This is a genomic window from Nocardia sp. NPDC004123 (genome assembly GCF_053603795.1).
In genome coordinates, this window is the sequence record NZ_JBSGGG010000015.1 from 143,631 (window position 1) to 161,573 (window position 17,943).

Here is a 17,943-nt window from a genome sequence, read left to right on the forward strand (position 1 = left end):
GCTTCAGAATCGGAGGACGTCCGCGTCCAGCAGCCGCCAGGCGGCGGGCCGGGACGCGGGACGGTGCGACCGCTCCTCGTGCGGCTGCGGAGTGACATCGGCCGGCGCTCGATCCCCGGCGCACCGGCAATCCGGCTCCGCTGCCGCGCAGTCCTTGTCGCAGGCGTCCGGGCGCACCGCGGCCGCGCTCCGCGAGACCGCGTGCCCGGTGCGGCTGCGCCCGCTGCGCGGCGAACTGTCGTCGCGGAACCAGTAGTCGCGAAAACCGAACGGCTGCAGCAGCGCTCGCAGGAAGGCCGCGCCGTCCTCGGGCTGCACGGTGCGGTTCTCGCCGAGAACGTCGACGCCCTGGTGGTACCAGACGCGGGCGACCAGTCCTTCGACCGGGTCCACCGTCCGGAAGGTGGCGCGACCGTCCGCGGCGAGCCGGAATTCGGCGATGCGCCGCCACTGCCCGGCCTCGCGGAAGTACAACCCGACCACGGCCGGGATCCGCTGCCCCATGGGTACCCCCACTCGTCGAACTATTCCCGTGGAGTATCCGCGCCGACGGTCCGGAAACCTCGATGCGACCGTTCAGTTCGGATATCCGGGCACCGGAGTACGCGCACCGCAGAACGGTTCACACGTACTGGTCGTCGTGGGCACGTACCGCGACGCGTGGTCGTCGAAACGCGCTCCGCTGATCAGTAGCAGTACCAGCAGCCCCAGGCAGATGATGCCGCCGAAGAAAACCAGTGCGGGCCAGAGCCATCCGGCCGGTAGGTGTACCCCGAGGGCCAGTCCCTCGAACATATCCCCCACCTCCTAGCAAAAATCGATCCCCCTCTGCTGTACCACCGCGTCACCGGCCGAATCCAGACCTCAGCACTGCCCCTGCACCGCCCACCCCGCCCGATCGCCGTACCCGCACCGGCAACCGAGGATTCGCCGGCGACCGAACGCGGGGCCACCCGGCACACCGGGTCACCGCGAACGCCCGCATCGGCGGGTCCGGTGCGGGCGTTCGCGGGGGTGTCGCGTTAGGCGGATCGGAGATCGCGGCGGCGGAATGCCATGAGCCCCACCGTGATCAATGCCACGTCCACGAGCACGAGCACCACCAGCGGGGTGGCGGTGAACGCCTCGCCGGGCACCTTCGGGGCGTGCTCGAACGGGTTCAGATCGCGGAACCACTGGGGTGCGCCCGCGAGCGAGCCCAGCAGGAAGACCGCGATGGCGGCGGTGAGGAAACCCCACGCCACGGTCGACCAGCGTGGCAGCAGACCGAACAACAGGACGGTGATGGCGGTGAAGGTCCACACCGCAGGCACCTGCACCAGCGCGGCCCCCAGCACCTGACCGGTCTTCTGACCGACGTCACCGGCAGCGCGACCGTAGATCAGGCCGCCGAGCAGGCCCGACACCACGAGCGCCAGTGCGGGTCCGAGCAGGGCGAACGTCAGATGCGAAGCCACCCAACGGGTTCGGGAGACCGCGCCGGTGAGCACGGCTTCCGCGTGCGCGGTGCTCTCCTCGGAGTGCAGCCGCAGCGCCGCCGACACCGAGTAGGCCGCCGCACCCAGCGCGACCATGGTGAACGCGTAGCTGATCAGCGACTTCTCCAGCGATTCGGAACCGCCCATGCGGGTGATCAGATCGCGAATGGTCTGGCTGCTGCCCAGTTGCTTGCCGACGCCGTTCGTCACGCTGCCGATCATCAACCCGTACAGCCCGAGTCCGACCGTCCAGACCAGCAGCGTCCCGCGCTGCAGCCGCCAGGCGAGTCCGAGCGGGCCGCCCAGCGTGGGCCCGGCCTGAAGTGCGCCCGGCCGCTCCGCGATCAGGCCGGCACCGGTATCCCGGTGCGCCAGTAGGTAATACGCGACGCCGGTCAGCACGGTCGCGGCGAGCAGGTGCAGCAGCAGCACCGCGAAGTGATCGCCCGCGAACGCCCGCACCTGCAGCGACCAGCCCTGCGGGGCCAGCCAGGTGAGCGGGCTGGTCGGGCCCGCCGCGGCACGCACGTCACCGACTGCGCGCAGCGTGTACGTCACACCCAGCACCGCGAAGGCGATACCGCGCGCCACCCGGGCGCTGGCCGACAGCTGGGCGGCGATCGCGGCCACCGAGGCGAACACGATGCCCGACCCGGCCAGCGCCAGACCGAAGGCCAGCGAGCCGGAGCGCGGCACGGACGTGCTCGCGATGCTGGCGAATCCGATCAGCCCGGTGGCCAGCGCGCCACCGTAGGCCACGATCAGCGCCGCGGTCAGTCCGGCGAACCGCCCGACCCGCGTCGAGGCCAGCAGTTCGGTGCGCCCGGTCTCCTCGTCGGCCCGGGTGTGCCGGATGACGGTCAGGATGGTGGCCACGCCGATGAGCGTGAAGAACATCCCGGCTTTCCAGACGCCCGAGGCGCCGAGGCTGGTGTTGTAGATCGGCCCGTACATCGCCAGTTCGGCAGGGTTCGACAGGATGCCGTCGGCGAAGCCCTGGAAGTCGGCGGGCGTGTGGTAGATCTTCTCGAGGCTCTTGATGTACACGCTGCCCAGCGGCAGCGACAACAACAGCACCCACAGCGGCAGAATGATCCGGTCGCGCCGCAGATGCAGCCGCAGCAGCTGCCAGGTCCCGGTGAAATCCCCCGCGAATGACGGCGTTTCGAACGCGCGGGGCGCGGTGGCGGTGACCGCGGTCATTTCGACACCCGCTCGCGCGCGTCGGCCGGAGCCCGACCATCGAGCGAATAGTGGCGCAGGAAAAGCTCTTCCAGCGTCGGCGGCTGGCTGACCAGGCTGCGCACACCGGCGTCGCCGAGTACCCGGATCAACTCACCCAGGTGTTCACTGTCCACCTGGGCATGCAGGGTATTGCCCTCGACGCTGATGTCCTCGACTCCCGGGATGCGGCTGAGATCGCCTGGGCTGCCGATCATTTCGGCGGTGATCGAGGTGCGCGAGAGATGCCGCATCTGGGCCAGCGTGCCGGTCTCGACGGTCTTGCCCGCCCGGATGATGGTCACCCGCTCACACAGCCGCTCCACCTCGGACAGAATGTGGCTGGACAGCAGCACCGTGGTGCCGCGCGCCACCGCCTCGGCCACGCACTCGTTGAACACCTGCTCCATCAATGGATCCAGGCCCGAGGTCGGCTCGTCCAGCAGGAACAGCCGGGCGTGCGACGAGAACGCCGACACCAGAGCCACTTTCTGCCGGTTGCCCTTGGAATAGGTGCGCGCCTTCTTGCTCGGATCCAGCTCGAAACGCTGGATCAGCTCGGCGCGGCGATCCTGATCGATCCCGCCGCGCATGCGCGCCAGCAGATCGATGGTCTCACCGCCGGACAGCGACGGCCACAGCGTGACATCGCCCGGGACATAGGCGATGTCGCGGTGCAGCGCGACCGCGTCCGTCCACGGATCCCGGCCCAGCACCACGGCCTCACCGGAGGTGCGCGACAGGATGCCCAGCAGGATGCGGATGGTGGTGGACTTCCCGGCCCCGTTCGGCCCGAGGAAACCGTGCACCTCGCCCTCGGCGACCTCGAGGTCGAGGCCGTCCAGGGCTCGCACCTGCCCGAAGTTCTTGTGCAGATCCCGGACTTCGATCACGGGATTGGCAGGAACGTTCATCGAATCTCCTTGTAGGAAAACGACGTTGATGGGTTATTGCTCAGTACTGGTCAATGCGTCCAGCGCCGTGGAATCGGTGAGCATGCCGTGGGTGTAGATCTCCAGCGCGGGCAGCATCATGCGGTCGGCGTATTCCCGCAGCGCCTTGCGGAAATCGATGGGACCCGGCTGTTCGGCGGCGTAGAGCTGCAGGAACATCATCATGCCGCCGCCGTTGTTGGTGGCCACGTAACGCGCGGTGGCCCGCACGTCACGCATCGGCTTGACGGACCCGCCCGCGACGCCCGCGCGCAGGTACTGCTCGGTGTCCTCGACCATGTGCTCGAAGAAGGTCTTCATCAGAGACCCGCCGGCCTGAAAGCTGCGCATCAGGTAGGCCATGCCCGGGGCGAACTCCTCGATCTCGGCCAGCTGGCGCATGAGCCCGCCGGGCGAGGGGTTCTCGATGTACTCCATCTTGGCGGCCCGGATCGTTTCCCGGACCCACTCGTCGCACGCCTCCCGCAGCCCGTCCTTGGACCCGAAATGGTGATTGACCAGCCCGGCGGAGACTCCCGCCGCGGCCGCGATGGCCCGCACGCCGACCCCGAACCCTTGCTCCCCGAACACGGTGATCGCGGCGTCGCGAATCCGGGCCCGAGTTGTCAGATCGTCGGTTGAACGCATGTTTAGTACCTTAAACACGCGTTCAAGCGAAGGGCAAGGGCCTTTCGACTCGAGTCGCGAGGATTTACGAAATCCAGACGTCCGGGCACTTCGTCACCGGAGACTTTCCGCGCCAGGAAAGATTTTCGAACGCAGTTATTGCCGCGCGGACTATCGCCGCGCGGAACGCCACGCCGGAATCGAATTCCACACCGGGCGTTGAGTTTTCACCCGCGCGCAGCGCAGAATCTACCCGCGCGCAGCGCAGAATCTACCCGCGCGCAGCGCAGAATCTACCCGCGCGCAGCGCAGAGCAGCCCGTCGCCGACCGGGATCAGCACGCTCGTCAGGTCCGGATCCTCGGCGATCGCGCGGGTCGCCGCCCGCACGGCCATGGTCTGCGGGTCGCGCTGGGCGGGGTCCGGGACCCGGCCCCCGAGCAGGGCATTGTGCAGCAGGATCGCGCCACCGTCCCGCAGCAGCCGCACCGCCTGCGCCACATACTGCGGGTGCTCGAGCGGCGCGGCATCGATGAAGACCAGGTCGTAGGCCCCATCGGCGAGCCGCGGCAGCACATCCAGGGCCCGCCCGTTGATGAGCCGGGTGCGCGCCGGCGCGATCTCGGCCGACCGGAACGCCTCGCGGGCCGCACGCTGATGCTCGGGCTCGGAGTCGATGGTGGTCAGGGTGCCGTCCTCGCGCATGCCGTCCAGCAGCCACAGCCCGCTCACCCCGGCCCCGGTGCCGACCTCGACCACGGCCCGCGCCCCGAGCAGCTGGGAATACATGCTGAGCAGCGCGCCGACCGCCGGCGCGACCGGGGCCGCGCCGAGTTCGAGGGCGCGCTCGCGCGCACCGACGAGGATGTCGTCCTCGGCGACGGATTCCTCCACGTAGGCGAGGTTGCGCTGCAGGTTCTGTGCCGCGGGAGTCTGGCTCACGAAGTAGAGGCTAATGGCGATACACCGGTAAGGCGTGGCGGTGACCGGCCGGTGTGGCGATTTTTCTCAGGTGTCCCTCAGCCTCTGCATACAGCGGCCACATCACGACCGACCAGAGTAATGCTCACGCCAGGCCAGCGACCGCTGGCTCGGAATCGGGAACAGCTGATCCAGCAGATTGGTTGTCCCCGATATCGGGTCCACGGTCCCGAGTAGGAGGTAACCCCATCCACATGGTCGACGCGGCGCGTGAACACGCCAACACTCTGCACCCGCAGATCAAGCCGCTGGACAGCGACACCGCGCTGGACAGCGACCTTCTCCTGTCCCCCGCCGACGACGAAGCCGCCCTGTCCGGGACCGCGGCCTTCGACGCCACCGGCGATCGCTCTGTGATGCCGACCTGGGACGAGCTGGTCCGCGAGCACGCCGATCGCGTGTATCGCCTGGCCTACCGCCTCACCGGTGATCCGCAGGACGCCGAGGATCTGACCCAGGAAACCTTCATCCGGGTCTTCCGGTCCCTGCAGAACTATCAGCCCGGCACCTTCGAGGGCTGGCTGCACCGCATCACCACGAACCTGTTCCTGGACATGGTCCGCCGCCGCAACCGCATCCGCATGGAGGCGCTGCCGGAGGACTACGACCGGGTGCCCTCCGAGGGCCCGGGTCCCGAGCAGGCCTATCACGACGCCAACCTGGATCCGGACCTGCAGTCCGCGCTGGACTCGCTGGCCCCGGAGTTCCGCGCCGCGGTCGTGCTCTGTGACATCGAAGGTCTGTCGTACGAGGAGATCGGCGCGACGCTGGGCGTCAAGCTGGGTACCGTGCGCAGCCGGATCCACCGAGGACGTCAGGCACTGCGCGAGCACCTCGAGCATAATGGGATTGAGCGGCGATTCGCCGCCACCGAAAACGTCGGGTGAGCCGCGGGCACTGCGCCCGCGCTTCCTGGACACCACGCCCGCGGGCAGGTGTCGCCCGAACAGCTCGAGTCGTCCGGAAGGGTGTGCAGCGTATGAGTGGCGAGGACTTACCGCACCGTCGTCCCCCGCGTTTCGCCCCCACCGAGCACCTGGCCAGTGAGGCCATCGCCGCCTATGTGGACGGCGAGCTGCGGATGAACGCGTACCTGCGTGCTGCCCACCATATTTCCGTGTGCCGCGAGTGCGCGGCCGAGGTGGATGCCCAGCAGCAGGCCCGGATCGCGCTGCGGCAGTCCTCGGATCAGATCTCCGCGCCGCTGAGCCTGCACGACACGCTGAGCCGGATTCCGCGGGCGTTGCTGCAGGAGTGCGGTAATCACCAGACTCCCGACCCCGCCGACCGCGATCGGGGTCCGCTGGCGCGCGGCATGAGTTCCTTCGGCCTGCGCCAAGATTCGTTCGACAGCAGGCGGTGGACCTCATGGTGGCGCAAGTAGAGTCCATAGCGTGACCACCGAATCGAAGAACACGGGCCCGGGGCCCGAGCGGGATGCGGTTTCCGATTCGGCGGCCAATCGGGGGAACCTGAGGCCGTCGGACGCACCGGTGCTGGGGCCGCGGCCGGTCCTGCGGCCACATGTGGACACCCACACCGCGCGTGCCTTCCGCCGCCCGAACGGTCAGCACGGCTCGTTCGCGGCGCGGTCGGCGGGTGCCGCGGGGGCGGCGCCGCAGGGGGATACCGAGATTCGGAATCGCCCGCCGGACGCGGTGCTGGCGGAGGCGTTCGGTCGTCCGGAGGGTTCGACCGACCTGCTGCAGCGGGACCCGGAGGCAAAGACCGAGACCACCGCCCCGGCCGCGCCCGCCGATCCGTGGCGGGACCCGAATTCGGCCGCGCGCCTGGGCACTCCGGCGGTGGCACAGGCCCGGCCGCAGGCGCTGACGCCCGGACCCAAGCTGGGTGCGCGGGAGGTGCTGTTCGGTGGCCGGGTGTCCTGGCAGGCGCTGGCGCTGCTCGCGGTCATCGCGGCGGTCATCGGTTTGCTCGGCGGGTTCGTCGGGGCGTTCACCGGCTCGTCGACCTCCGCGCTGACCTCGCGCAAGGTGGCGCTGCAGTCCGCGCCCGCGGCCAGCGAATCGCACAACCAGATCACCAAGGTGGTCAATGCCGTCATGCCCGCGGTGGTCACCGTCCGGGCGTGGCTGGGCGACACCGGATCCACGGGCTCCGGGGTGGTGATCGACGGGGCCGGCTACATCGTCACCAACAACCACGTGATCTCGCTGGCCGCCAATGACAAGTCGGGCAAGGCCAAGCTGGATGTGGTGTTCTCCGACGGCTCGCGGGTGCCGACCCAGATCGTGGGCCGCGACACCAAGTCGGACCTGGCGGTGCTCAAGGTCGACGTGAAGAACCTGTCGGTGATCCAGCTCGGCAATTCCAGTGACGTGCAGGTCGGCGACGACGTGCTGGCCCTGGGTTCGCCGCTGGGCCTGGAGAAGACGGTCACCTCCGGCATCGTGTCGGCGCTGCACCGGCCGGTGAAGGTGGGCGGCGAGGGCACCGACACCGATGCCACCCTGGACGCCGTGCAGACCGACGCCGCCATCAACCACGGCAACTCCGGTGGCGCGCTGGTGGATATGCAGGGCCGACTGATCGGCATCAACTCGGCCATCAAGTCCGAGAGCGGCGGTTCGGTGGGCCTGGGCTTCGCGATTCCGGTGGATCAGGTCAAGCGGATCTCGCAGGCATTGATCCGGGACGGCTCGGTGCACCACCCGCGGCTGGGAGTCAGCGCCAAGACCAAGATCGTCGCCAATGACGTGATGAGCGGCGCGGCGGTGGCCGATGTGCAGGCCGGTAGCCCGGCGGCCAAGGCGGGCATCGTGGAGGGCGACGTGATCGTGAAGGTCGGCGACCGCGATGTGTCGGGTCCGGAGGAACTGACGGTTGCGGTGCAGTCGCACGAGATCGGGCAGACCGTGACGGTGCGCCTGATTCGCGACGGCCGCGAGGTCGATGTCCCGGTCACCCTGGAATCGGACTAGAGGTCAAACTGGGAAGAATGTTCCGCCCAGAGTTCGCGGCCCGCCCCGGTCTGGACTGACGGAGCGGGGGAGCGAACGGCTCCATAGACCTGCGCCTTGGCGGAGCGGAGGAGGGAAGACCGGGGTAACAGGGCCGCGAACCGCCTGGAGCGAAGCGGAAGGCAAAATAGATACTGTGTTCAGCAATATCGGCTGGGGCGAGATGCTCATTCTGCTCGTCGCCGCACTTGTGATTCTGGGTCCGGAGCGTCTGCCCGGCGCCGTTCGCTGGACCGCGCACGCTCTCAAACAGGCGCGCGATTACGCCACCGGCGCGACTCAGCAATTGCGCAATGAGCTCGGCCCGGAATTCGACGAGATCCGGAAACCGTTGGAGCAGTTGAACGAACTGCGCAGTATGAATCCGCGATCCATGGTCACCAAACACCTGCTCGACGGGGACGATTCGATCCTGAACAGCTTCAATGACCTGACCAGTTTCGACAAGCCGGTGAGCTCCCCGAACAGCGGAAACGGTTACACGAACAGCGGATCCGGCCCGGTTTCGATGCCGAAGGAACAAAAACCGCTGGAGCGCAACGAACGTCCGCCGGTGGATCCGGACGCCACCTGAGATCAAATATGTCGAGCGTACTTGACGCATGATGCTGTCCAGCTATCTAGACTGCGCACATGTCGGCCGACGAGGTGGCCCGGGTATTCGCGATCGAGGACAAGGTCGAACGCCTGAAAGCCGCCACCGAAGGCGTGGCAGCCGCGCAGCAGCAGATCAATGAGCTGACTCGCATCCGCCGCGCCGTCATCCGCGAACTACATGCCGAGGGCTGGACGTTCGCGAGAATAGGTGCGGCCGCGGGACTTTCCCGCGCCCGCATCCACCAGGTGAGTACCCAAGGGCCAGTACCGGAAGGTTTGTTCTTCGGGCACGGACCGCTCACCATCCTCACCCCGGACGTCCGCAGCACGACGCGCGCCATCGCCCTCGTGGGCGCGCCCGATGCCGCGGCGCCGCACCGGCTGGTCGAGCTACTGCGGGAACTCGGCTTCACCGCCAATGTCCAGCGCTTCCTGCCGGGTCGTCCACTCGACCTCGACCGGGACGGCCTGATCGTGCTCGGCGGGCCCGAATTGTCGCCCAGTCTGCGGTATCTCGTGGCCGCGGACCCGCGCCTGCGCCGCACGGTGGCGCGCGCCGGGCGGGTGCGCCGGGGCATCGAGGACCGGGCCGCCCGCCGCGTCTACCGCCCGGGCGGCACCGAGCCCTACGACATCGCCTACCTGGCCCGCCTCCCTCGCCCGGACGGCAAGGGCAGCGTGCTGGTCATCGACGGCCTGCATCCGCCCGCCTCGCTGGGCGCAATCCGGTTGCTGGCAACCAGACTCGCGACCCTGCACGAGCGCGCGAGCACCCATCCGTTCTCGGCGGTGGTCGGCGTCCGGTACGACCGCTCCACCGGCGAACCGATCGAGGCCGACCTGCTGACGCCGATCTACCGCCACGACCGCTAGCCGGATCCATGGCCGGCATGATGGCGCGCAACGGAATCCAGCGAGGCGGCGCGGGCGAGGGCAGTGCGCCGCCGCCCGGCCCCTCGAGGTCAGGCGGCGGCCTCCTCCGGGCGGAGGGTGTTCATCGGGGGTCGGTCGGCCAGCGAGACTTCGGTGGCGTGGGCGATGAATTCGCCTGCGACCATGGGGAACTGGGTCAGGGCAGCGCCGGAGTCCTGAATTCCGCTGCGGCCCAGGACGGTGCCCAGGATCTGGCGGCTCATGACGCCCAGGTCGGCCAGCGGGCGGTTGCGGTGCTGGCGGACGCCGAGATTGACCTGGCCGATGCTGGACAGGCCCAGCAGGTCGTAAGTGTCGAGCAGCAGGCCGATTTCGACGCCGTAGCCCGGCGCGAACGGTACCGAGGTGAGCAGTTCGCGGGTGCCGGCGTACTCACCGCCCAAGGGCTGCAGCACATTCGACAGTTCGGGCCGCAGCGCGGCCAGCAGCGGGCGGGCCACCAGTTCGGTGACGCGGCCGCCGCCGTGGTGGTCCACCGATTCGCCGGTGCGCAGCGGGCGGCGGTAGTACGCCTTGACCAGGTGCATGCCGTCGACGGTGAGCAGCGGGCCCAGCAGCCTGGGGACGAAGTTGGGGTCGGGGTCGATGAGGTCGGAGTCCACGAAGGCGATGATGTCGCCGCTGGTGACTGCCAGCGAGCGCCACAGGCATTCGCCCTTGCCGGGGACGGGGTCGAGTTCGGGGACGGCTTGTTCGCGGGTCACCACCGTGGCTCCGGCCGCCTGCGCACGGGCGGCGGTGGCGTCGGTGGACCCGGAGTCGAGGACGACGAGTTCGTCCACCAGCGTGCCGAGCAGGGGCCGGACGCTGGCCACCACGGCGGCGACGGTGGCTTCCTCGTTGAGGGCGGGCAGCACCACCGAGACGGTGCGGTCGCCCTTGGCGGCGGTGAGTTCCGCCACCGTCCAGTCGGGGCTGTCGAAGGTGTTGGTGTTCACCCAGTCTGTTTTCATGCGAGACCTCGCAGGGTACGGGCGGGTGGGCGGTGACCCTGGATGGCGGCGATCATGTCCACCACCCGGCGGGTGTGAGCCACCTCGTGCACTCGAAAGACGCGAGCACCCGCGGCGGCCGACCAAGCAGTCGCTGCCAATGTGCCCTCCAATCGTTCGGACAGCTCGACGACACCAAGAGTCTCTCCGATGAAATCCTTATTGCTCAGCGCCATCAAGACGGGCCATCCGGTTTTCACAAGAACGTCTATCGCACGCAACAATTCGAGCCCGTGATAGGTGTTTTTGCCGAAATCATGGGTCGGATCGATCAAAATCGAGTCCTTGGCCACCCCTGCCGCCGCAGCATTTTCGGCCGCGGCCACTACCGTCTCGGTGACCTGGGTCACCACATCGGTGTACCGGACCCGGTGCGGACGGGTCCGCGGAATCGCACCCCCGGTGTGTGAGCACACAATTCCTACGCCCAGTTCGGCGGCGACGCCGACCAGTTCCGGGTCCGCCCCCGCCCAGGTGTCGTTGATCAGATCCGCGCCCTCGGCGACCGCGGCCCGGGCCACGTCGGCTCGCCAGGTGTCCACGCTGATGAGCAGATCCGGGTAGCGCTCGCGAATGGCCGCCACGAACGGCACCACCCGGCGGGCCTCCTCGACGTTGTCCACCTCGGCGCCCGGACCGGCCTTGACTCCGCCGATATCGACCAGATCCGCGCCCTCGGCGACGGCCCTGTCGACGGCCCGCATGGCGGCCTCGTCGCTGAACGTCGCGCCTCGGTCATAGAAGGAGTCCGGCGTCCGGTTCACGATCGCCATGACAAGCGCCCGATCCGTCGCCACCGGCTTCCCGCACAATGTCGGCAACGGCGCACACATGCCCTCGACTGTACCGAGGGCTGTGGCGCCACTGCTGGGCAGCCGACCGGAACAGGGCTCCGACCGGCTGCTGTTCAGTTGCCGGGCGCGCGCCCCGCGGCGACGTCGGCGGCGTATTCGGTGTACGCGGGAATGTAGCCCTCGGTGCGGCCCGCGAGGACGTAGAGGGTGCTCTCGTCGTCGGGGGTGTAGCCCTGCTTGCGCAGTTCCACCTTCCGGTTCTTGAAGGTGGAGGTCTGCTCCAGCTCCGGCACCACGCGGATGAACAGCGGCACGGCGTAGGCCGGCAGATGGTCGTAGAGCACCTTGGCGGCGACCTTGCCGTCGAAGTGCCCACCCTCGTGCAGCGTCACCGCGGCCATGCCCGCCTTGCCGTCGGCGCCCGGGATGTCGACGCCGAAAACGACCGCCTGCGCAACGGAGTCGATGCCGTCGAAGGCGCCCTCGACCTCGGTGGTGGCGACGTTCTCGCCCTTCCAGCGGAAGGTGTCGCCGAGGCGGTCCACGAACGCGATGTGGCCCCAGCGCTGGTCGCGCACCAGGTCGCCGGTGTCGAACCAGCAGTCGCCCGGCTCGAAACCGTCTCGCACGAGCTTGGATTCGGTGGCGGAGGCGTCGGTGTAGCCGTCGAAGGGCGAGCTGGTGGTGACCTTGGCGAGCAGCAGCCCGACCCCGCCCGGCGGCACCCGGCGCAGACGGCCGTCCGGGTGGCGCAACGCCTTGCCGGTGGCGTCGTCGTATTCGACGATGGCGAAGGGCAGCGGGGTGAAGCCGGCGGTCCGGGCAACCGAGAAGGCGTTGATGAAGGCGACGTTTCCCTCACTGGCCCCGTAGAACTCGACGATCCGCTCGATGCCGAAGCGCTGCTGGAACTCGTCCCAGAGCTCGGGCCGCAGGCCGTTGCCGACGCAGAGCCGGACGGTGTGCGCGCGGTCGGCGGGCCGGGCCGGCTGGTTGAGCAGGTAGCGGCACAGCTCACCGATGTAGATGAAGGCGGTGGCCTGATTGGCGATGGCCTCGTCCCAGAAGCGGGTGGCCGAGAACTTGCGCCCCAGCGCGAAGGTGGCACCGCCCGCGATCACCGAGGACAGCGCCACCGTGAGCGCGTTGTTGTGGTACAGCGGCAGACAGCAGTACAGCGTGTCCCGGCCCTCGAGCCGGACGCCGAGCCCGCCGATGCCGGCCATGGACTTGGTCCAGCGCAGGTGGGTCATGACGCTGGCCTTGGGCAGCCCGGTGGTGCCGGAGGTGAAGATCAGGTAGGCGCGTTCCTTGGCGGTGATCTGTTCGGTCACAGCCGGATTCGAGGCGTCGGCGGCGCGGGCCTCGGCGGCCAGCTGCTCGGACCAGAGCAGGGCGGGCCGGGCCTCGGTGAGGGTGTCGAGGGCGTCGGCGCACTCCTCGCCGATCACGTCCAGCACCGAGTTCAGCAGCCCGAAGCTGTGCTGCAGCACCACGTCCCGCTGATTGTGGTTGAGCAGGCCCGCGGTGGCGCCGAGCTTCACGGTGGCGAGCACGGTGAACAGCGCCTCGGCACGATTGACCATCAGGATGCCGACCACGTCGCCGCGCTCGACCCCGTGCGCGGCGAGCACCTTCGCGTACCGGTTGACTTCGGCATTTGCCTCGCCCCAGGTGTACACGCGCCCTTCGAATTTCAGGAAGGGCCGGTCCGGGTGCCTGGCCGCGCCGCGCTGGAAGAACAGCCCGATGGACGCCTTGTCGCCGGATTTCACCAGCATGTGCACGACATTGCGGAGCATGCCGGGGGCCTGCATCGCCATGCCGGGCAGACCGCGGACCAGGTCGAGCAGGCTCACCGTCGAACGGACATCGGTATTCACTTCGCTGTGCTCCTCGCGCTCACGTCCCCCGATGTCACCCTTACCGATTCGCCCGATCTTGTCGAGTGAAACCATTCGGTTTCTCAACGGCCGGGACGCAGCGCCTCGAAAGCGGAGTCGAAGTCCTTGGTCACCAGCACCCGATCGACCGCGTCGCGGCCCGCGTACCCGCGCAGCCGCAGGCCCTCGACCCACTCGAACAGGCCCGCGTAGTGGTCCTGCGGATCGAGCACCACCACCGGCTTGGCGTGCACGCCCAGGTAGGCCCCGGTCCAGGTCTCGAAGAGTTCCTCGAGCGTGCCGATGCCGCCGGGCAGGGTCAGGAAGGCGTCGGCGCGGTCGTCCATGACCTGTTTGCGCTCGCGCATGGTGTCGGTGACGATCAGCTCGTCTGCGTCGGTATCGGCGACCTCGCGGTGCACCAGCTTCTTGGGGATCACCCCGACGGTCCTGGCCCCGGCGGCCCGGGCCGCCTGCGCGACCGCGCCCATCATGGACACATTGCCGCCGCCGGACACCAATTGCCAACCGCGACGGCCGATCTCGTCGCCGACCCGGGTGGCCAGATCGAGCGCCACCGGATCGTCCACGCTGGCCGAGCAGTACACGCAGACCGCGTAGGCGGTGCTCACCACTGGTCCTCCACGCCCGCCTCGTCCAGCTCGCGGCGAGCCTGTGCGGCCTCCGCCACGATCCGCACCACCTCGTCCACGCTGTCGGTGACGTGCAGCAGCCCCAGGTCGCCCGGGGCGACCTTGGCCGAGCCGAGCAGCGAGTCGCGCATCCAATCCATCAGTCCCGCCCAGTATTTGGTGCCGAACAGGATGATCGGGAAGCGGGTGATCTTGCGGGTCTGCACCAGGGTCAGCGCCTCGAACAGTTCGTCGAGGGTGCCGAAACCGCCAGGGAGGCAGACGAATGCCTGGGCGTACTTCACGAACATGGTCTTGCGCGCGAAGAAGTACCGGAAGTTGATGCCGAGGTCGACCCACTCGTTGAGGTGCTGCTCGAAGGGCAGCTCGATACCGAGGCCGATGGAGTATCCGCCCGCCTCCGACGCGCCCCGGTTGGCCGCCTCCATGGCGCCCGGTCCGCCGCCGGTGATGACCGCGAAACCCGCTCGGGCCAAGGCACTTCCGATGGCCATGCCGGCCTGGTACTCGGCCGACTCGGCGAGGGTGCGGGCGGAGCCGAAGACCGCCACCGCGGCCGGCGCCTCCGCCAAAGCGCCGAAGCCCTCGACGAATTCGGCCTGGATGCGCAGTACGCGCCAGGGGTCGGTGTGCACCCAGTCGGCCGGGCCGCGCTCGTCCAGCAGATGCTGATCGGTGGTGCCTATGCCCTTCTTGCGATCCCGCCGCAGCATGATCGGCCCGCGGAATCGTGGCGTCTTGGGCGAGCGCACACCCTCGTACTCGGCGTCAGCAGACATGCAGCCAACCGTACAGGCAGCGGGTGACCCCCGCCGGTCGCTCGATCAGCGGGGTGTTGAACAACTGCTCAGCCTTTGGCGCCGGTGAGGTAACTGCGCAGCATCGACGTCACCTGGGTGATCTGGTCGACGGGCAGGTGCTCGTCGCGCTTGTGGGCCAGATTCGGGTCGCCCGGGCCGAAATTGACGGCCGGGATGCCGCGGGCGGCGAACCGCGAGACATCGGTCCAGCCGTACTTGGCGCGGACGCCGCCGCTGCCGTGCGCATGCACGATCTCGATCAGGTCCTTGGCAGCCGGATTGGACAGGCCGGGCAGCGCGCCGGGCGCGCCGTCGGTACGCTCGAAATCCAGTTCCAGACCGGCGAATACCTCGCGCACGTGCTCGGTGGCCTGATCCAGGGTGCGGTCGGGGGCGAAGCGGAAGTTCACGTCCACGGTGGCCACGTCCGGCACCACATTGCCGGCCACGCCGCCCTCGACGCGGACCGCGGACAGGCCCTCGCGGTAGGTGCAGCCGTCGATCTCGACCGCGCGCGCCCGGTAGCGGGCCAGCCGCTCCAGGATCGGGGCGAGACGGTGAATGGCGTTGTCCCCCAGCCAGGCTCGCGCGGTGTGCGCACGCACGCCGGAGGTGGTCAGCCGCACCCGCAGGGTGCCCTGGCAGCCGGCCTCGATCCAGCCGCCGGAGGGCTCGCCGAGAATGGCCAGATCGCCCGCGAGCCACTCGGGCAGTTCGCGTTCGATGCGGCCCAGGCCGTTGAACTCGGCCGCGATCTCCTCGCAGTCGTAGAAGATCAGGGTCAGGTCGTGGACCGGATCGGCCACGGTGGCCGCCAGGTGCAGGAAGACCGCGTCACCGGACTTCATGTCGACGCTGCCGCAACCCCACAGTTGCCGTTCGCCGTCCGCGGTGGTCTCGAAGCGGCCGGGGACATTGTCGGCGATGGGCACGGTGTCCAGATGTCCGGCGAGAATGACCCGGGTGGGCAGCCCCCGATTGGTGCGCGCCAGCACGGTATTGCCGTGCCGCAGGATTTCGAATCCGGTGGTCTGTTCGTGCAGCGCCGTTTCGACGATGTCGGCGATGACCTTCTCGTTCTTCGACACGCTCGGAATGTCCACGAGCGCGGCGGTGAGTGAAATGGGATCGGCACTCAGATCGATGGTCACTCGATCCACCATAAAGGAGGAATTACCTCCGTTCTCCGCACGGTCGCTGCGTTGGCACAAATCGGCACCGCATTCGGTATGAATTCACAGCCCGGTAACGTAGGGGGACGTGAGTACACAGGGAGCATCTGCAGTCGGCCTAGCCACCATCACCGTCAACGGCACAGTCCTGGACACCTGGTACCCGTATCCCAGCCTCGGGACCTTCTCCGCCGACGAGGTCGGCACCGTCCGGCTCGATGCCTCGGATCCCGAATTCGCGAAGTTCGCCGCGTCGGTCGGCACCGACGAGGCACGCCGCGTGGAGGTCGTCGCGGTGCGCACCGTCATCGCCGACCTGGCCGCCGCGCCGATCGACACGCACGACGCGTACCTGCGTCTGCACCTGATCTCGCACCGGCTGATCCGCCCGCACGGCGCGAACCTGGACGGCATCTTCGGCCTGCTGGCCAATGTGGTGTGGACCAACCACGGCCCCTGCTCCAACGAGGAATTCGAGCTGACCCGGCTCAAGCTGCTCGCCCGCGGCCCGGTCACCGTGTACGGCGTGGACAAGTTCCCGCGCCTGGTCGACTACGTGTTGCCGTCGGGGGTGCGCATCGCCGACGCCGACCGGGTGCGGCTGGGCGCGCACCTGGCCTCGGGCACCACGGTCATGCACGAGGGCTTCGTCAACTTCAATGCCGGCACGCTCGGCAACTCCATGGTGGAGGGCCGGATCTCGGCCGGTGTGGTGGTCGGCGACGGCTCCGACGTCGGCGGCGGCGCGTCCATCATGGGCACCCTGTCCGGCGGCGGCAAGCAGGTCATCTCGCTCGGTGAGCGCTGCCTGCTGGGCGCGAACTCGGGCCTGGGCATCTCGCTCGGCGACGACTGCGTGGTGGAGGCGGGACTGTACGTCACCGCCGGCACCAAGGTCGCGCTGCCGGACGGCACGGTCGTGAAGGCCGGTGAGCTGTCGGGCAAGTCGAACCTGCTGTTCATCCGCAACTCGCTGACCGGCGCGGTCGAGGTCCGGCCCCGCAAGGGCACCGGCATCGAGCTGAACGCGGCGCTGCACGCCAACGACTGACTCCAGTGCCGCGAAAACCCCTGCTGGCTTGCGCCGCAGGGGTTTTCGTCATTTCGCGCTCAGTGGTAGAGGCCGCACCAGGGCGCCGCGGAGCCGTCCATGACGGGGAACGGGATGCTGCCGGAGTTGCACTGGCCCGACCCGGTCTGGAAGGCCTTGATCAGGTTCGACGAGCCGGTGGACGACGGGTCGAAGGATCCGGTGCCGGTGGGCCCGGTGTTCACCGAGCCGGTGCCGGTGGTGCCGGCGATCTGCTCGGTCGGCTGCTGCATGGGGGTGAGGGGCAGCGCATCGGCGGTGGCCGCGGCGGCGGGAGCGAGCAGGCCGGCGAAGACGGCGGCGGCCGCCACGGTGGTGCGCAGAGAGGTGTGCATCGAGCGGATCTCCTTGGGAACGTGACTGTTTCGCTTCACGTAAGCTAGACGTTCGCTCATCGACCCGACGAGACCCCGAAACCTCCGGCACCGGAACTCCGGTGTCAGAGGCCGAAGGCGATGACCCGTTCGGGGGTGATGCGGATCAGCTCCGGGGACAGGCCCGGGTACCACGGCTCCACGCCCCGCAACGCCTGCGCGGTGCCGCGGACTTCGAGGCACCGCACCGTCCAGGGGTCGACGGAGGGGACATCGTCGACCACGAAGGCGACCCGCTCCTCCTTCAGCAGATTGCGGAACTTCTGGCTCGCGCCCAGATCGCGTCCACCGATGTCGATGGTGCCCAGGGCCGCGTTGTAGCGGAAGCCCACCGGATTGTTCTGCGGTGCGCCGTCGGGACGGATGGTGGCCAGCCGCCCCAGTCGCTGGCTGTTCAGGTACTCGATCTGGGCGGGCGACAGAGATGCGGTCATAC

General features: G+C 68.8%; 20 protein-coding genes. 6 read left to right on the forward strand and 14 right to left on the reverse strand.

Features of this window, described 5'->3' with window-relative positions:
- Positions 1–3 precede the first annotated feature (3 nt).
- The 6 genes from ACWEQQ_RS22870 to ACWEQQ_RS22895 form a co-directional block, all read right to left on the reverse strand.
- On the reverse strand, positions 4–516 hold the full coding sequence (locus ACWEQQ_RS22870) for a hypothetical protein (protein ID WP_452344274.1): 513 nt from the start codon (positions 514–516) through the stop codon (positions 4–6).
- Positions 517–576: 60 nt separating this feature from the next.
- Positions 577–795 carry a hypothetical protein gene (locus ACWEQQ_RS22875; RefSeq protein WP_452344275.1) on the reverse strand — a complete coding sequence of 73 codons (219 nt, stop codon included), beginning with the start codon at positions 793–795 and terminating at the stop codon, positions 577–579.
- A gap of 227 nt (positions 796–1,022) precedes the next feature.
- Positions 1,023–2,681, reverse strand: coding sequence for an ABC transporter permease (locus ACWEQQ_RS22880; protein ID WP_452349609.1), 1,659 nt, complete (start codon positions 2,679–2,681; stop codon positions 1,023–1,025).
- A complete protein-coding gene (locus ACWEQQ_RS22885; protein WP_452344277.1) occupies positions 2,678–3,613 on the reverse strand; it encodes an ABC transporter ATP-binding protein in 936 nt (311 codons plus the stop codon). The genes ACWEQQ_RS22880 and ACWEQQ_RS22885 overlap by 4 nt, the downstream gene beginning before the upstream one ends.
- Before the next feature lie 33 nt (positions 3,614–3,646).
- Complete coding sequence (locus tag ACWEQQ_RS22890) at positions 3,647–4,279, reverse strand: TetR family transcriptional regulator (protein ID WP_452349610.1); 633 nt, start codon at positions 4,277–4,279, stop codon at positions 3,647–3,649.
- Positions 4,280–4,551: 272 nt separating this feature from the next.
- Positions 4,552–5,199, reverse strand: coding sequence for an O-methyltransferase (locus ACWEQQ_RS22895; protein ID WP_379379867.1), 648 nt, complete (start codon positions 5,197–5,199; stop codon positions 4,552–4,554).
- A gap of 233 nt (positions 5,200–5,432) precedes the next feature.
- On the opposite strand from ACWEQQ_RS22895, the gene sigE reads away from it, so the two are divergent.
- From sigE to ACWEQQ_RS22920, 5 genes are all read left to right on the forward strand, one after another.
- Entirely contained in the window at positions 5,433–6,125 is a 693-nt protein-coding gene (gene sigE, locus ACWEQQ_RS22900) for an RNA polymerase sigma factor SigE (protein WP_452349611.1), read from the forward strand.
- Between the two features lie 92 nt (positions 6,126–6,217).
- Positions 6,218–6,622 (forward strand): hypothetical protein, encoded by a 405-nt coding sequence (locus ACWEQQ_RS22905; protein ID WP_452344279.1) that lies wholly within the window; start codon positions 6,218–6,220, stop codon positions 6,620–6,622.
- A 10-nt stretch (positions 6,623–6,632) separates the two neighbouring features.
- Positions 6,633–8,180, forward strand: a complete 1,548-nt coding sequence (locus ACWEQQ_RS22910; RefSeq protein WP_452349612.1) for a S1C family serine protease — start codon at positions 6,633–6,635, stop codon at positions 8,178–8,180.
- A gap of 175 nt (positions 8,181–8,355) precedes the next feature.
- On the forward strand, positions 8,356–8,793 hold the full coding sequence (tatB, locus tag ACWEQQ_RS22915; RefSeq protein WP_364607029.1) for a Sec-independent protein translocase protein TatB: 438 nt from the start codon (positions 8,356–8,358) through the stop codon (positions 8,791–8,793).
- 59 nt (positions 8,794–8,852) lie between these two features.
- A complete protein-coding gene (locus ACWEQQ_RS22920; protein WP_354833617.1) occupies positions 8,853–9,689 on the forward strand; it encodes a hypothetical protein in 837 nt (278 codons plus the stop codon).
- 89 nt (positions 9,690–9,778) lie between these two features.
- Here ACWEQQ_RS22920 and ACWEQQ_RS22925 read toward each other — a convergent pair whose 3' ends face one another.
- The 6 genes from ACWEQQ_RS22925 to dapE all read right to left on the reverse strand — a co-directional run bounded on the left by ACWEQQ_RS22925 (position 9,779) and on the right by dapE (position 16,022).
- The gene (locus ACWEQQ_RS22925; protein WP_452349613.1) at positions 9,779–10,702 is read right to left on the reverse strand and encodes a glucosyl-3-phosphoglycerate synthase; all 924 of its coding nucleotides are present in this window, start codon (positions 10,700–10,702) and stop codon (positions 9,779–9,781) included.
- A complete protein-coding gene (gene folP / locus ACWEQQ_RS22930) occupies positions 10,699–11,574 on the reverse strand; it encodes a dihydropteroate synthase (RefSeq protein WP_452344281.1) in 876 nt (291 codons plus the stop codon). Before folP ends, ACWEQQ_RS22925 begins: the two co-directional genes overlap by 4 nt.
- Before the next feature lie 74 nt (positions 11,575–11,648).
- Positions 11,649–13,418: a long-chain-acyl-CoA synthetase gene (locus ACWEQQ_RS22935; RefSeq protein ID WP_452349681.1), complete on the reverse strand. Its 1,770-nt coding sequence runs from the start codon at positions 13,416–13,418 to the stop codon at positions 11,649–11,651.
- Positions 13,419–13,501: 83 nt separating this feature from the next.
- The gene (locus tag ACWEQQ_RS22940) at positions 13,502–14,053 is read right to left on the reverse strand and encodes an LOG family protein (RefSeq protein ID WP_452344282.1); all 552 of its coding nucleotides are present in this window, start codon (positions 14,051–14,053) and stop codon (positions 13,502–13,504) included.
- Positions 14,047–14,850 carry an LOG family protein gene (locus ACWEQQ_RS22945; RefSeq protein WP_452349614.1) on the reverse strand — a complete coding sequence of 268 codons (804 nt, stop codon included), beginning with the start codon at positions 14,848–14,850 and terminating at the stop codon, positions 14,047–14,049. The genes ACWEQQ_RS22940 and ACWEQQ_RS22945 overlap by 7 nt, the downstream gene beginning before the upstream one ends.
- 68 nt (positions 14,851–14,918) lie before the next feature.
- Positions 14,919–16,022, reverse strand: a complete 1,104-nt coding sequence (gene dapE / locus ACWEQQ_RS22950) for a succinyl-diaminopimelate desuccinylase (RefSeq protein WP_452349615.1) — start codon at positions 16,020–16,022, stop codon at positions 14,919–14,921.
- A 109-nt stretch (positions 16,023–16,131) separates the two neighbouring features.
- On the opposite strand from dapE, the gene dapD reads away from it, so the two are divergent.
- Positions 16,132–17,094, forward strand: coding sequence for a 2,3,4,5-tetrahydropyridine-2,6-dicarboxylate N-succinyltransferase (gene dapD, locus ACWEQQ_RS22955; RefSeq protein ID WP_452344285.1), 963 nt, complete (start codon positions 16,132–16,134; stop codon positions 17,092–17,094).
- A 59-nt stretch (positions 17,095–17,153) separates the two neighbouring features.
- On the opposite strand, the gene ACWEQQ_RS22960 is transcribed toward dapD, so the two are convergent.
- Together ACWEQQ_RS22960 and ACWEQQ_RS22965 are read right to left on the reverse strand one after the other, a co-directional pair.
- The gene (locus ACWEQQ_RS22960; protein WP_452344286.1) at positions 17,154–17,468 is read right to left on the reverse strand and encodes a hypothetical protein; all 315 of its coding nucleotides are present in this window, start codon (positions 17,466–17,468) and stop codon (positions 17,154–17,156) included.
- A 104-nt stretch (positions 17,469–17,572) separates the two neighbouring features.
- Positions 17,573–17,941 carry a PPOX class F420-dependent oxidoreductase gene (locus ACWEQQ_RS22965; protein WP_452349616.1) on the reverse strand — a complete coding sequence of 123 codons (369 nt, stop codon included), beginning with the start codon at positions 17,939–17,941 and terminating at the stop codon, positions 17,573–17,575.
- Between the last annotated feature and the right edge of the window lie 2 nt (positions 17,942–17,943).

Excerpts from the sequence above, each read along its gene's own strand:
- ACWEQQ_RS22875 (WP_452344275.1), bottom strand. The coding sequence starts at position 795 with ATGTTCGAGGGACTGGCCCTCGGGGTACACCTACCGGCCGGATGGCTC.
- ACWEQQ_RS22880 (WP_452349609.1), bottom strand. The coding sequence starts at position 2,681 with ATGACCGCGGTCACCGCCACCGCGCCCCGCGCGTTCGAAACGCCGTCA.
- ACWEQQ_RS22885 (WP_452344277.1), bottom strand. The coding sequence starts at position 3,613 with ATGAACGTTCCTGCCAATCCCGTGATCGAAGTCCGGGATCTGCACAAG.
- ACWEQQ_RS22890 (WP_452349610.1), bottom strand. The coding sequence starts at position 4,279 with ATGCGTTCAACCGACGATCTGACAACTCGGGCCCGGATTCGCGACGCC.
- sigE (WP_452349611.1), top strand. The coding sequence starts at position 5,433 with ATGGTCGACGCGGCGCGTGAACACGCCAACACTCTGCACCCGCAGATC.
- ACWEQQ_RS22905 (WP_452344279.1), top strand. The coding sequence starts at position 6,218 with ATGAGTGGCGAGGACTTACCGCACCGTCGTCCCCCGCGTTTCGCCCCC.
- ACWEQQ_RS22920 (WP_354833617.1), top strand. The coding sequence starts at position 8,853 with ATGTCGGCCGACGAGGTGGCCCGGGTATTCGCGATCGAGGACAAGGTC.
- ACWEQQ_RS22925 (WP_452349613.1), bottom strand. The coding sequence starts at position 10,702 with ATGAAAACAGACTGGGTGAACACCAACACCTTCGACAGCCCCGACTGG.
- folP (WP_452344281.1), bottom strand. The coding sequence starts at position 11,574 with ATGTGTGCGCCGTTGCCGACATTGTGCGGGAAGCCGGTGGCGACGGAT.
- ACWEQQ_RS22945 (WP_452349614.1), bottom strand. The coding sequence starts at position 14,850 with ATGTCTGCTGACGCCGAGTACGAGGGTGTGCGCTCGCCCAAGACGCCA.
- ACWEQQ_RS22960 (WP_452344286.1), bottom strand. The coding sequence starts at position 17,468 with ATGCACACCTCTCTGCGCACCACCGTGGCGGCCGCCGCCGTCTTCGCC.
- ACWEQQ_RS22965 (WP_452349616.1), bottom strand. The coding sequence starts at position 17,941 with ATGACCGCATCTCTGTCGCCCGCCCAGATCGAGTACCTGAACAGCCAG.